This window comes from Reichenbachiella sp. MALMAid0571 (assembly GCF_040151475.1).
In the GTDB taxonomy this organism is placed as follows: domain Bacteria; phylum Bacteroidota; class Bacteroidia; order Cytophagales; family Cyclobacteriaceae; genus CAXBNB01.
Window position 1 is genome coordinate 71251 of sequence record NZ_JBDKWG010000153.1, and the last position, 14778, is coordinate 86028.

Annotated in this window: 8 protein-coding genes; all 8 read right to left on the bottom strand. The window is 38.9% G+C overall.

From position 1 onward, the window contains the following. Positions 1-2 precede the first annotated feature (2 nt). Entirely contained in the window at positions 3-2003 is a 2001-nt protein-coding gene (locus AAOP42_RS23390; RefSeq protein ID WP_349531024.1) for an alpha/beta hydrolase, read from the bottom strand. After that, on the bottom strand, positions 1936-4806 hold the full coding sequence (locus tag AAOP42_RS23395; protein WP_349531025.1) for an exo-rhamnogalacturonan lyase family protein: 2871 nt from the start codon (positions 4804-4806) through the stop codon (positions 1936-1938). The genes AAOP42_RS23390 and AAOP42_RS23395 overlap by 68 nt, the downstream gene beginning before the upstream one ends. Positions 4807-4968: 162 nt before the next feature. Then, positions 4969-6498 (bottom strand): SusD/RagB family nutrient-binding outer membrane lipoprotein, encoded by a 1530-nt coding sequence (locus AAOP42_RS23400; RefSeq protein ID WP_349531026.1) that lies wholly within the window; start codon positions 6496-6498, stop codon positions 4969-4971. Positions 6499-6509: 11 nt separating this feature from the next. Continuing rightward, on the bottom strand, positions 6510-9923 hold the full coding sequence (locus tag AAOP42_RS23405; RefSeq protein ID WP_349531027.1) for a SusC/RagA family TonB-linked outer membrane protein: 3414 nt from the start codon (positions 9921-9923) through the stop codon (positions 6510-6512). Positions 9924-10063: 140 nt separating this feature from the next. Then, positions 10064-11050, bottom strand: a complete 987-nt coding sequence (locus AAOP42_RS23410; RefSeq protein WP_349531028.1) for a FecR family protein — start codon at positions 11048-11050, stop codon at positions 10064-10066. Positions 11051-11171: 121 nt separating this feature from the next. Next, positions 11172-11759: an RNA polymerase sigma-70 factor gene (locus AAOP42_RS23415; RefSeq protein ID WP_349531029.1), complete on the bottom strand. Its 588-nt coding sequence runs from the start codon at positions 11757-11759 to the stop codon at positions 11172-11174. 218 nt (positions 11760-11977) lie between these two features. After that, positions 11978-12898 (bottom strand): hypothetical protein, encoded by a 921-nt coding sequence (locus AAOP42_RS23420; RefSeq protein ID WP_349531030.1) that lies wholly within the window; start codon positions 12896-12898, stop codon positions 11978-11980. Next, positions 12898-14763, bottom strand: a complete 1866-nt coding sequence (locus tag AAOP42_RS23425; RefSeq protein ID WP_349531031.1) for an FAD-dependent oxidoreductase — start codon at positions 14761-14763, stop codon at positions 12898-12900. The genes AAOP42_RS23420 and AAOP42_RS23425 overlap by 1 nt, the downstream gene beginning before the upstream one ends. Between the last annotated feature and the right edge of the window lie 15 nt (positions 14764-14778).

A 14778-nucleotide genomic window follows, 5' to 3' on the forward strand; every position in this document is an offset into this window, starting at 1 on the left:
CTTTATTTTGAAACCGTCAAAACTATCTTTCCCCACTTGACCTCCCTTTCTATTGGGTCAAACACTTTGGTCTCATACCTGGCCAGCAATTCGATTTTGTGGTTAACAGGACAATCTTCAGCTATTTTAATTATCGAACTCAGGGTAATACCATCATCCCACTTAGCAGGTGTCATTTCATCATGAAGCCTTTCGGATAAATGATCCACGTAAGGATCATCAGTAAAAACCTGAGTCCTGTGACCATTGGTATAAACCATTATTTCTTCTCCCGGTGCAACTTTCCCATCGCCATTTCCAGTACCATATGCAGCATCATTCACTACTACTCCATCATCAATCGACACACTATTAAAGTCAGGAACATCAAAAAATACTGGAATTATGAATTCTTCTTCAGAAATATAAGAGTCGTATTCAATGGATAATAAAAACCTTATAGAAGCAGGTGACCCATCAGTAGGAGGAGTCTTATTTGCTGATATTGCGAACGGGTCTGAGTGGAACATCCTTTCTCCTTTTTTTGGTAAAAACTCTATTACGCCATTTTCAATTGACACAGATTTATCCTTAGTGCTAAGTGTGAGTTTTATATTGGTCTCTGCATTGACCATTTCACCCAGATTACCAATCTTTAGCGATATCTTGTTTTCCTTTCCAATCCTAAGGAGTTTTTGGTTTTCGTTTATTTGATAATCCAGAAACGTCAATTTTGGAGCGTCTCCTTTTTTATAAATTCCAACTTCATACCCATCGCCCGGCAAGTGAAATTGCAATCTTCCATCTCCATCACTAGCCTGTAAATAGGTCTCCATTGAACCATCCTTTTTATTGTATTTGGCTATTGTATATTCAGCCTTTGGTTTGTAGATACCAGCAGTGTTGATGCTCGTCTGACAACTTCCAATTGGAGGGCCAAGCGGAAGCCATTTTTGTGTATAAAAACCAAAACCTTGTTGAGAAACATTTTTCAGGTATAAAAAGCCGGGTTTCTTTTTATCACTTTTAATAGAATAATCCCAAACATCAAAATCTGAATACAGGTCATAATGAGACCATTTTTCCTTCCTTGGCATAGGATCTCTAAAAGCATCTGTCACAAATTTCATTGCCATTTCGAAAACCCGGGTTTCCCCCGGATCGTCTATTTTATGACCTCCATCAAACTCCCAGTATTGATAGTTAAGATCATTCTCCCAAAGTGCACCATTGTGTACCTCTCTGTTGAGGGGACTGATTTCCCCTTTAGAACTGTTGTGAAACCTTAGCTGAACATCCTTCAGGTTAGTGAAGGTGTATCGTAAGGGGTAAAGTGTATGATTATCAGGATGGCCAATAAAAAATTCAGGGCTTCCGGTCAGGTTAACAGCTGCACTAACCTTATCGGGATATTTTCCAGAAAGAAAAAAGGACATATATCCTCCCATGCTAAAGCCAATTATCCCTCTTGAATTTCGATCTGTTTTTGTACGGTAAGTATTGTCAATATGATCAACCAATTCTAGAAAATAGTCTTTCATTTGAGCCTCAAAACGGACTTCATGGTGATTGCCTACATTGTAAGGTCGTGGCTCTCCTTCTTCCATGTTGCCATCCCACATTACCAGTATCACCTGATATTTATCTACCAAATCCTTTATCATTTCGTATTCCAGATTGGCACTACCGTCAACGGACTTGAAGTTTCTACCTCCCCATCCATGAAAAAAATAAACAACAGGGTAAGCACTGCCCGAGGTATTATAACCTTCGGGAAGGTATAAAGTGTAATTTTTTTCTTTCTTAAATGCCTGACTGAAATGACTATGAAAAGAAAATGAACTCTTCTGCTGCTGACAACCAGATAAGATATACAACAGTGCAGCCATAATTGTCAATCGACCTGCTGTTTTATTGAAAAGAAATAAATGCATCTCTAACGTGTTTTTAAATACTTTATCTAACAATAAATTTCCTTGTCTTTTGATCACTATCGACCATAAGTCGTACAATGTAAAATCCATTTCTTTCTTTCCCTTTTGAATCTTTGTAGCCGTTCCACGCCACTTTGTATTCTCCCTTTTTCTTTTCCGTTTGATTATAATTCCAAACGCTTTGACCTGTCATAGTGAATACTTCTAATTCAAAATCAGAAGCACGATCTAGTGTGATTTTAAAATACAATTCATTCATATTTGTAGAATCAACCGCCAAGTCAAACCAGCTGTTTTCACTGTCCTTTTTTTCAACAGAAGTTAGTAAATTTTCTCTATAGTGATCGATAACAGCCATTCCTAAAGGTTCATCCCATTGCTGCTGCATGATATCATCTTTGGCTCTCCAGTATCCTTTTTGGGTGTCTTTTGTCACTGCATCGGCTAGTGGCACTATATCACAATCAAACAAACCCGAAAGGCCATAAGTCTTGTAAAGCCCACTTTGCGCTTCTATGCGAGAACTGGATTGGCTTTCTGTACTTCCTATGGTCGATAGTTCCTTATAAATACTATTGCGCATTTTATAATCGTCTTTAGCAGCCCAGTATGCTGCCGACATAGATTCTCTATGCCAGTACAAACCCCATCTGTCTTTATTATGCTTTCCTGCTTTCCACCAATCTATGATTGCCTTTTCAATGCCAGGATGAGGATTATCCTGTAGGTAAAGGCCATACCCAAAAAACCAGGTGTTGTCTCTCCATTCATCTCCGGGATTGGCTGTCCTATCTAGGGCAGAAGCATAAAAAGAATCTGCTTCTGTGACAGCCTCTTCATATCCCGGAATACCACCGATGAGTTTTAACCCGACAAAGGCACCACCTTTTATCTGATCGACATCCTTGTTTCCCCATTCATTCCATGCATACCGAATATCATTAATCACCTCATAGGTTCGCCAGTCTCCAGTCATATTCCAGTGTAAATAATGACCCAGCCAATTGGTACCATATCCATCCCAGGCCACTCCTCCATTTCTGTCATTCTCATCAGCAGGTGTCACTCCCCAATAAGCTGAATGCCTCCGCCCAAACCCTACAAAACGACTGTCATTGCTGTTGTAATGTTTGATAAGTACATCTCTAACAAATTCCAGATGGGCTGATGCAGCCTTCCAATACCTGTATTCTCCTGTTCGTAGATATTGCATAAACAAGCGATAGCTGATCATGGTATTTCCCCGTCTCCATCCATCATAATCATCTGACCTGCTGGATATGCCCCAGGTACCCAATGGCCTGTCTTCCTTTTGGTATGCATACATAAACATCATATCACCATAATTTAACATCCCAAGCCACCCAAACTCTGTCATAGAACGTTCTATGAAAGTAGTTCCGGTTGCCAACAGCGCTTCCGTTTTGGGAAATTTATCATCGGAATGTGGCATAATCATTCCAGCAGCTTTGGTTTCCTTGTAACTATACCAATCAGGATTAACATAAGGCTGTAGTGGATCATTGACTAATGCCGCAAATTCTGAGCTTTTCAACTCATCGGCTTTACCTGAAAAATTATAAAATATGTCATGAGAAAAGCTGATTCCCTGCATGCCATAGTCCCATCCTGACGCTCTCAGATCAAGTACCTGATTGCCATGATCAGGCCACATCCAAGCAGTTAGAGACTTCCCATCTCCATTGTAAGAAAGTTCTTTGGGGTATTTATATGCCATATCTTTCATCACCATTGTTACTCCAAATTTCCCGGAATTGACCTCTATCCAACCATCCGTTTTTTGCGTTCCTTCTACGTTTTGTGTTCCAGCCTGAACTTTCCAATACAATGGAAAACTGTTGTGCTCCAAATGAAAAACATCCTCCGGTCCTGCATTGTATAAATAGGCATTATCAGCATTGCCTACTGTTACGTCCTTCGGTAATCCGGCTGCTTTGAATTTTGGTGCTGAAGTAAAATCAAGAGGAAGAGTCAGACCCATGCGACGAATGTTAGTGATTTGCGGGTTTCCCCTAAACATAAAATTGTGTTGAATCCGTAAAAATGATTTTCCATTATAGGCGTGTATCCATATCGAATAGTCATTATCGTCACCAGAAGACCCAATTCGTCCTTTCAATTTTATGACAGTACGAAGGGAACCGTGTTCAACTATTTCAGCAGTATATATTCCATCTCTAGCCCGTTTTCTTGTTTCTTCTCCTCCACCTTCAGGTCGTATCCATCGTGAACCACCTTTTACAGTGGGTTGTTCATTAATAACCGACCTGGAAGTACCCTCATTTAAATTACGAATAGAATAAGGAATAGTAGGCCGGTTTGGATTGTTGGCTTGTAAGTCGATAAAATGATCTTGTCCGCTATTGGCAGACACTATTTGCTCTCCTAGTTCGTATTTTCCGTTGTTGTTGAGATCCAGCCACATTTGATTAATAAAGCCAAATTTATTTTTACTCACTGAAAATTTTAATACTCCGGTATCAACAAAAATCTCATCATTCGATTCTATCAGTTCATTACCTTCTGACAAAGATTCTCCGGACATTATTATTGTGTCGCTACTCTTATTTTCAGGCTCAATATCTACCTGATAGTCAAGAAGTAGCCATTTTATTGATCCGTCGCTCCAACGGGAAAGCACACGTGATTGACTGGCTTTTTCTGCTAACCCAATGTCTTCTTTTTGAAACACACTGCCTTTAGCAAAAGGAACACCACCAGTGACTGGCCAAGATTTTCTGGCAATACCAGAATGATCCTCTACCTGTATTTTGAGTTGTGCCTTTAATTCATTGTTTAAAGCAAATACTATCAGCAAGAATTTTATAAGCCTCCAGGTTTGCCTATGTCTAACATCTAATTTGAGTGCCATACTTTTATAGTACATTTAGTCTTGAGAAACAGGTTTCCAATGTCAGTCAGAAATAGAAGATTGACATCAAAAAATTCCAGGCGATTCAGATATGGCCAATAGAAGCCTGCATCACTTTTTTTTAAAAGAGAAATCAGTACTCCTATTGGTATAGCATTTTAATTATTGCACATCCCACCAAACTCTGGTGGTGTGGGTATCTGGTCCCTGACGGCTTATCGCTTCCTTGAGGTTAGCCGCATTGGTAGCCGATTCACTAGGCAGGTAAACAAACCTTCTGGGAATCACTCCATCTGTTCTACTGGAAATGTACTCCGTTGGGGTTAATTCAGGAAACCCTGTCCTTCTCCAGTTGGCAAAAGCTTCAGGTAAATTAGTGAAATTTAGTGCCCAATATTGCGTCGCTATCATTTCCAAACCATCCGCAGCTATATATGGATGAGCTGTAAGATAATCATTAGCATCAGTCTCCGTTGCATATGTAGGAAGTCCCTGAAAAACATCATACATGGTCATTGCAGCTACCACTCCTTTGTTGTAATGTGTTGCTGCACTGCTACTCAGCCAGCCTCTTTGAGCCGCTTCCGCCTGTAGTAGCTCTACCTCGGGATATACCAACAACAGAGAAGGGGCAACCCTATTTGCCAATAACAAATTATTCCTTGAATAGGTATTTTGGATATCAACATCCTCGGTTACTCCTTCGTAATCTTTGATAGTAACAACGTCATAACCGCTAGGCATTCCGTTCTGATTTGCGGGATCCATATCAATTGGGCCATCTTTCGGACCAACCCCACCGCTGAAAATCATCAAACGCGGGTCATCATTACCTTTAAGCCAATCCACAAACGTCTTGCTTAACTTTTGTGAATCCTCCAACTCATAAGCGTCATAACGAGGGTTGCTATTTTCATCTGTTGGGCCTGCTGTATGAATAATCATGGCATTATCATCATTACCGGACAAAACCCCTCTGCTTACTGCTTTTTTTACCCAAGCCTCAGCAGATGCAGGATCAACGTTTGACATACGCATTCCAAGCCTGAGCATCAGAGAATTAGCCAATCTTTCCCATTTTTCCAGATCACCACCATAAATCAGGTCTTGATTTGGATTTTGAAATGTTGCACCACTTGATAAAATAATTGCAGACTCTTCCAATTCTTTTAACATATCCGCATAAATATCTTCCTGTGGGTCATATTTTGGTAAAAAATTCACATCTATAAAACCCTTGCCACCTTCGAAATAGGGTATGTCACCATATAAGTCGGTAAGCCTGTGCATAATGATCACTTTAGTAATACGTGCAACCGCATTTAAACCTGCAAGGTCGGAATCGTCTTTAGTATGTTCTACCACTTCATTGATAGTGACAACAGGCCCCAGGTATGAGTAGCTAAAAAATTGACCCTGATTCAGAGATGCTTCTAAGTATTTGTCCCCCACATTCCAGGCACCACTAACAGCCGCCATAAGCTGAACATAGCCAGGCAAATTTGTCTCCAAAGGATGCATTCCATATCTATGCGAGTAATTTTGGAGTTGAGCCTGAGCCAATAAAAAGCTCATATCTATTTCATTGACTGCATTAGGGTTTTTATTTAAATCTGCCAGTTCATCTGTATTGCACGAACTAAATATTAAAATGGATAGTGCAATGATTATCTTAAATTTTATATTTTTCATGATAGAGATCTTTAGAATTTAATACTCAGGTTGAAACCAAAACTTCTGGACTGTGGTACAGCTGTGTACTCCAATCCCTGGCTGTTTCCATTATTATAGGTGGATTCAGGATCGATATTGTCTGTCTTACTGTGAATTAACCAAAGGTTTCTACCTACGAATGAGATGTTTACAGAATTAAACGGTGTTCTTTCTATTAATTTACCAGGCAATGTATAGCCCAATACGAACGAACGTAATTTGACATAGTCACTGCTATATACCACATATTCTGTAATCCAATTGGATTGAACCCAATAATAGTCTTCCAATTCTTCTGGAGTCACTACATAATCTTCGGATATTCCTTCCGTATTAAGGGCTGTAAATGACAATCCATTCTCTCTTCCTGCCAATGTTCCTTCATGTAGCCCATTGGTATAAAACAATGTATTTGTACCTGAATGGATACTTCCTCCCATTTGAAAACCTAAAAGAAAACTCAGGTTGAAGTTTTTATAATAAAAATCATTTGATATGCCCCCGGTAACAGGTGCTACTCCTTTGCCAAGTATGCTGGTTTCGGAATCCCTTTTTGCAAAAGGTCCGCCAAATTCTCCAAACACCAATTGACCATCAATTCTTTGTTGTCTGTATCCTACAATAGAGCTAAAAGGTTGCCCAACAATATGCTGAATCCAGGCCCGCTGAGTTCTGGACTGGTCTGCTACCAGAACATCCAACCCATCGGCTAACTTTACAACTTCATTTTTATTGTTCGCATAGTTAAATGATACATCCCACGTAAATGCCCCTTTCACTGGTGTTCCTCTCAATAACAATTCGACACCTTTATTGGTCATTTCCCCAATGTTCACTGCAGCAGAACTAAAACCAGTAGCATTTGATAAAGTTGCGCTCAATATGTCATTGGTTGTTTTTCTGTCATAGTAGGCGATATCCAGTCCTAACCTATCGTTGAAAAACCGTAAATCCATTCCGATTTCAATTTCTGATACTTTTAAAGGTCGTAATGCTCTGTTTGGTACTTCTGAACTGGAAACACTCCCAAGTGAAGCTCCCTGATGGCCACCAACTATGTTGTATGTCAGATTTGTTCTATATGGAGTTAGTGGTGCACCGCCAACTTCAGACCATGCAGTCCTGACCTTTCCGAATGTAAACCATGAAGGTAATTCCATAAGGTCAGAGAATGCAAAACTTAATGCTGCACTGGGATAAAACACACTGTTGGTCTCCGGTTCAAGGGTAGAAAACCAATCATTTCTTCCGGTCATTGTTAAGAAGAGCACATTTTTGTAAGAAACTTCGGCAGATCCAAACAAAGAATTAATTCCAACCTCTCCCTGATCCAAATTGCTCTGAACGTTTACAAAATTGGTTATTGAATGAAAAAACGGTACCTGAAAATCTGTTCCACTCAGGTCGAATCTTTCATTTGATTTCCTCATTCTATTTCCTCCAAAAAATGAATTGATACGGAAGTCACCAAAGGTTTTATCCATGCCAAATATAAATTCGGCATTGGTTTCCCTTTGTCTGATCTCCGTTTCTGTCAAACTTCCATTGGAACCATTTGTACCGTATGGCACTAAGTCTCTTCTTCTGGAAGTGTACCAGTCCGTTCCTACCCGACCCTGAAGGTAAAGCCAGTCTGTAAAATCGTAACGCATCTGACCAGAAGCAATCAACCTGTCTCTTTTATCTCTGGTTTCATATTGATAAGCAGTCCAATATGGATTGTTTACAAAAGCATTATTGTTCTGCCCCAATTCTGTACCATCAGCATTTGCTCCTATTTTGGAGGTTGATCCTTTTAACGTCCGTACATCGACATTGGTAGGCATATTGGCCACCGAGTAATTGGTATTACCCGGTGAATCTGAAAGATTTGGCCTATTCTTTACGTTTTCAATATTGTATTGAATTTTGGTGGTAAGGGTTAATTTTTTAGCGAATTTTCCATTTGCACTTACCGTAAATGTATTACGATCCATACCACTGTTCGGAATAACCGAAGTGTTGTCCATATCGGAAATAGACACTCTAATATTCTTCGTTTCATCACCTGCGGTCAGAGAGACAGTGTTAGATAATGTTTTTCCAGTGTTGTAAAAATTATTGATATTGTTTCCGACATAAGAATATGGTCTTTCTACCCCATCAAACTGGTAAACTGGTGACCCGTCCAATTTAGCTCCCCAGGTATTTTTTCCATACGACAAAGCCTCTTCAGCAGTGGTTGGCTTTAGCCCCAATCTGCCCTGACCATATTCGGTTTGCAGGTCGTCGTAAGTGTTTATTATTTTATCAAAAGTGAAATTAGAGTTTAGTTCTATCCCAATTCCCTTTCTGTTTTTACCCTTTTTGGTAGTTATTAAAATCACACCATTTGAAGCTCTGGAGCCATACAAAGCACCAGCACTGTTTCCTTTCAAAACGGTCATTGACTCTATATCATCAGGATTGATACTGGACAGACCATCTCCCCAATCTTTCCCACCCCATTGACCAGCAGAACCCAAAGTAGTATTATCTATAGGCACACCATCTACCACATATAACGGCTGGTTGTTTCCTGAAATTGAACTATTACCTCGAATGACCACTCTGGTAGAACCTGCAGGACCAGAAGCAATATTTGATACATTTACACCTGCAACTTTTCCAGTCAATGCATTTCCAACATTAATTTCTCTGGCTTCAGTAAAGCCTTTTCCATCCAGTTGCGTCACCGCATAACCCAGGGCTTTTGCATCCTTCTCTATTCCCAGTGCTGTCACTACCACTTCCTCCAGTTGCTCCGCATCCACCTGCATGGTGATATCAATTACCGACTGACTGCCAACTACTATTTCCTGATTTTTATAACCAACAAAACTAACTATGATGGTAGCATCTGAAGGAACCGCCAATTTATAATTACCGTCAAAATCAGTAGTAGTACCAGTTGCTGAACCTTTAATAACCACAGAAGCACCCGGAAGACCTTCTCCGTTTTCATCTGTGACTTTTCCTGAAATATCCACTTCCAGGATAATTTCAATTTTCTTTTCAGCAATGTTTCTGGGGTCTTTGGATACCAACAGTTTGTTGTTGATCCTTTTGAATTTCACTTCAGCCTTTTTGGCTATTTCTAACAATAGAAGCTCAAAGTTTTCACCTTTTGAAACGAAAGTATATTTTTCATCCTTGTTTACAAGATTGGTTTCATAGCCAATAGTAAAATTTGTTTTCTGACTAATTTGATCCAGTAGCTGCTGCAAGCTCACATTTTCCACTGCGAGATCAACAAAAATCTCTTCCAATTTTTGGCTATTAGAATTAGTGGCCAGTAGCAATTGCATTGCCACTACCTGAACCAAAAAGACATAAAAAAGTTGCTTTGATGCGAACATCAGTACTTTAAGTAATTTTAAATACATATTTTTACAATTAAGATGGTAAAACTTATAATTAGTTTTCGGCTTGGGATTGTTACAGCAATCCTGAGCTTTTTTATTTCCTGCCTAGCAGGCACATAAAATAGGGTCAACAAATCTTTACTTCGTCATATTGCACGTTTTTAAATGGTACAGCCATTTCCTGTTAATGTGATGATGTTTTCTTTCGATATTTCGTAATCCACATTGAGAATGAATTTCAATTCTTTAAGAATCTTTTCCAGAGGTTCATTGGAATACACATTGCTGAATTTGCAACTCTTAATTTTTTCATTTGAAAATTTAATTTTTACACCAAACCATTTTTCCAGTTCTTTTGACGCCTCCAACAAACTGACATTTTTGAAAACCAAGCGATTGTCTTTCCATGCCAGTGCTTCTTCCAATTCTACTGTATTTACTATCAAATCATTACTAGTCTCAGAGACTACTACCTGCTGACGTGGAATCAGAAACACTTTCGATTTTTTTGAGTCACTTGTATTATTGAGTTCAACTTCAACCTTACCTGTTGCTACTGTAACTTTTTGATCAGCTGCATTATAGGCATCCACGTTGAAAGATGTACCAAGCACTGTGGTTGTCAGGTTTTCAGTAATTACTTTAAAGGGAAGGTTTGGATTTTTCACTACATCAAAAAAAGCTTCCCCCTTAAGTTGTACCTCACGAATGGAATTACTAAAGTTTTCATTGTAACTTATTTCACTTTCAGAATTCAACCTTACGGTAGAGCCATCTGGTAAAACTACCGTTAACTTTTGACCTGCACTGGTACGTTTTTCAACCAACTGTAAGCTGTCTTGTTCGGGATATACACTGTCTTTCTGATAAAAAAACCAGGTTAAACCAAAAATCACCGTGATGGATGCGGCTATTTTAAGTGTAGATTTCCAATATTGCCTTGTTGGTTGTTCGTCAGATACTATCCGTTCAGTTAATTTAGACAATAAGCGAATTCTGGTTTCTTCCAATTCATTTACATCCCAGGAATCAATAACATTATGCTCTGACATCTGATTGCAAAATTGTTCGTATAGTTTCTTTTCTTCTTCGGTACACTGATACATACTGTATCTATCTGCCAATTCGAAAAATTCTTGTTTTGTCATTTTTTGTGTGATTTGATAATAAGTGTTGTTACCAAGACTTTACACACACACTTTTTTATACTTTTTTTTCAAAAGGTAATTAATACGTCAAATAAGGCACTTTTGAGTAGAGAAAATACAGTTACAGGGATTCAAAGAGAAAGGCAAACAACAAAAAATGAATGTCTTTGTTGAGTCGAATCCGTATTTTTTGAAGTGCTTTGGTAATTTGATTTTCTACCGAACGAATAGAAATATTCAGCTTTGTTGCTATTTCTTTGTTGGACAGGTGCTCGAACCGGCTCATTTGAAATATTTGAGCGCAACGCTTGGGCAACTCTTTTGTAATATCATCAATTTGACGAAGCAGCTCGTTCAAATCTATTTGATGCTGAATTTTATCTGAATAATTCAAACTGTTAACGATAGCATCTGTAGAGTCATCAAATTTTATCTTCCGAATCTGACTGGCCACCTGAAAACGTACCGCCTGAAATAAATAAGCTTTAGGGTTCTTTATTTCCAAAGAATCGTGTCGTTCCCAAATGGCAGTAAACACTTCTTGCAAACAGTCTTCCACCAAATCCTTTTGCTTATACAAACTAAATGCAAACCCATACAAATCCTTCCAATACTTATCAAACAATGCATTAAATGCCATTTTATTACCCATATTGATCTGACGAATCAATTCCAGGTCATTAGCACCACGCACATTATTTGACTCCATGCATTCGGGTTTATTTCTCACAAAGGTTAAGATCTTTGCTTATAGTGACTCCAAATGTATGCACTTTACTTTAAATAGTCTAAATCAAAATGTGCAATATCCAGGCGATCAAAGCCAAATGAAATGATCGATTATAAACAAACTAAAGTCAAAAGAAGTCAAAAGCTAGTTTTATGAATGATTTTCAGAATGAGGTGTGGTTTCTGTAAAATATCAGATCAAAGGTTATTTTCCAGTAAGCTTTTGATGATATCATTCCTATAAGATTTCCGATCACTAATATTCTCTTCCAAAACAATAGCCAAGTCTTTGTGCAAGGAAGCTGGTGTCAGCTTTTTTAGTAAAGCTATTTGTGTAAAGTAATCCATTTGACCAAAACGCTTCGCAAAAAAACTTTGTGACATACTGTCCGCAACTACTTTAGCAGGCATTTTCTCTAAGGCATTTTTCGCATAATACCCTTTACTATTCTGAAAGGTCTCCAGTACTTCCGGTAAATATTTAACAAAATCATTTTCAGAGAAATTATTGATCAGGAAATAATTTATCTCCTGATCTGCCTGTCTGACTAATTCCCTTACCAGGTTTTTATCAAGCAACTTTATAGTTGAGGTTTGAATGCTGTCAACCACCGATCCATTGGCAATATGCCATAAAGCATAACATGAATACACCGCCCCTTCGATGACATTGTCTTTGACCTCCTGAATAGTAGCACCTGTAACACCATCCACTTCTGAAGTACGAGTGTCTTTCACCAGATTATCTTTTGTGTATTTTGACAATACAGAATTTGGGTTACTCAGGATATTTTGAAGTTTGATGTAATCGACATTGGTAAAAGGCTCATGATCCAGTTTGGTTAATTCCTGACCCGGGATGGTATCATATCGAAGAAATCTTCCAATTGGATCCCATGAAAAATCAATTTCTACCGCATAGCATTTGTCTTTTTCGCAAATGGGAGTAAAAATATGCGCCTTATACCCATTGAGCAATCCCAAACTATCAAATACCTGATGAAGCTCAATTTCGACAGAATCAGTAAGGTCGATACTGGAATTTGATCCTTCTTTGAAAGATGTTCCTGACTCATTGAAAAGCGCAAAGGCAATCAGTAAACCAACTAATCTGAGCATTACTTAACTTTCTGTGTCTCCATAAGTGTTCCTCCTTCATTATAATTCTGAATAAACGGTAAGCTCGTATCCCCCACACCCTTTTGCATTAATTTTTCAAGTTCTGAAAAATAATTTTGATAAACATCTCTTGGTTCAGCTTTATGATCTGTGGCTACTGATGCCGCCATTCCAACTACTTCTCCCATCATACCTCCGGTACGCATCACCCTTACTGTTCCCAGTGCAATATGAGAAACGCTGATATCTCTACCTGCCATCATTAGATTTTTAATGTTTTTGGAATACAAACATCTGAATGGAATTGGATAAGGGTAAATTTTAATGTGCTTGGCAATCGAACGAAATGCTTCTCCTTCAAATTTTTCTAAATTTTCTTCATCTGGATAATGTAAGTCAATCGTCCAGGATGTGGGTGCCGTTCCATCAGGTAATAATTCCTGATTTCTTAATTCATTTTCCGTCAAAATATAGTCTCCAACCAGTCGGCGAGACTCACGTTTACCGCCAACATAAGCCAGCCACTTCAGTTTTTCGTTTCTGAATTTCTCCTTATTGGAATAGTGATTTTTCAAATAAGACCAATTGGAGTAGGCTACAATTAAACCATAATCCCTGATAAATTCAGTTTCCTTTATCATGTCCTTGCCCATTCCAGTCTCCCAATTCCAATCTCCACGGGTAATGGCGAATGCTTTCTCCTCACTCCAGGGTAAACCCCATTCAATATCCGGATAATCAACAGGCATACCGGCATCTTCAGAAAACCATTGCACTGAAATACCCATAGTCAGATTATCTGCTTCCTCCGGAGCAGTAGGCTCATTGAACTTGCTCCGACTTTCCCTACCAGTCATATACTCTGCTCCAGCCAGATAACCGATCGTTCCATCACCAGTACAATCTGCAAATAACGGAGCATTGAATGCCAGTTTTTCACCCGTCTCCAAATTTTGGGCGATCACCTTAACGATCCTGTTTTCTTTTGTTTCTACCTGATTGGCATGGTGGTTCAAGAAGAGTGTAAGATTCGGTTCGGCTAAAACAGCCTTCAACTTCTTATCATCTTCATAGTGACCCTTTGGATGGGCATTTCCTCCCTTTTCTGGTCCAATTTCATTGACCAGGTTGCCTATGGCAGGATAGGGTTCCAAATTAATACGTCCTGCTAGGTGTACCCTTACTTCTGAACTATTGTTTCCGCCAAGCACAGGCCGATCCTGAATAAGTGCAACTTTAACCCCCAACCTTGCTGCAGATATGGCTGCACAGGTACCTGCCATACCTCCGCCAATAACTACAAAATCAAAATCACTTTCTTTGGGTTCTTTACTCCATCCCAACAATTCACCTCTTAGCATTTCCAACCCCTCGATATTATTTGGTGGAACGTCATTTTTCTCTTGAGTAAAGTAAATGGCATCACATCTGCCATCAAAGCCAGTAAGGTCATGAAGTGAAATCTCAACGTTGAGGTCATCTATTTTCACCTTTCCCCCAGAAACCCAATTCCAATTCCGATCCTGAATCCCAAATGTTTTCGGATTCAAGACACCATTTATTCCAACCTGAAATTGACCTGCTGGTTTGTCTGACCATTGAGCGTTCCAATTTCTTGTTCTTACGAACATTTTGTAAGTACCTTGTTCGGGAAATGTAACTTTGGTTGATGCATCAGCTACTGGTTTCCCCATACCATGAGCCAATAGATACGGTGAACCCATTACATCCATAGATTGCTGGTCAATGAACCAACCACCTTTTTTGTCGAAACTTTCTGTTTCTATCAAAACAGCATTTCTATTTTGACTTATGCCTGTCGTATAGCACAACAAAGCAATAAGAGCAATTACTAATGTTTTCATTTTTGTATTTGTTTT

Excerpts from the sequence above, each read along its gene's own strand:
- AAOP42_RS23420 (WP_349531030.1), bottom strand. The coding sequence starts at position 12,898 with ATGCTCAGATTAGTTGGTTTACTGATTGCCTTTGCGCTTTTCAATGAG.
- AAOP42_RS23405 (WP_349531027.1), bottom strand. The coding sequence starts at position 9,923 with ATGTATTTAAAATTACTTAAAGTACTGATGTTCGCATCAAAGCAACTT.
- AAOP42_RS23395 (WP_349531025.1), bottom strand. The coding sequence starts at position 4,806 with ATGGCACTCAAATTAGATGTTAGACATAGGCAAACCTGGAGGCTTATA.
- AAOP42_RS23415 (WP_349531029.1), bottom strand. The coding sequence starts at position 11,759 with ATGGAGTCAAATAATGTGCGTGGTGCTAATGACCTGGAATTGATTCGT.
- AAOP42_RS23410 (WP_349531028.1), bottom strand. The coding sequence starts at position 11,050 with ATGACAAAACAAGAATTTTTCGAATTGGCAGATAGATACAGTATGTAT.
- AAOP42_RS23425 (WP_349531031.1), bottom strand. The coding sequence starts at position 14,763 with ATGAAAACATTAGTAATTGCTCTTATTGCTTTGTTGTGCTATACGACA.
- AAOP42_RS23400 (WP_349531026.1), bottom strand. The coding sequence starts at position 6,498 with ATGAAAAATATAAAATTTAAGATAATCATTGCACTATCCATTTTAATA.
- AAOP42_RS23390 (WP_349531024.1), bottom strand. The coding sequence starts at position 2,003 with ATGGATTTTACATTGTACGACTTATGGTCGATAGTGATCAAAAGACAA.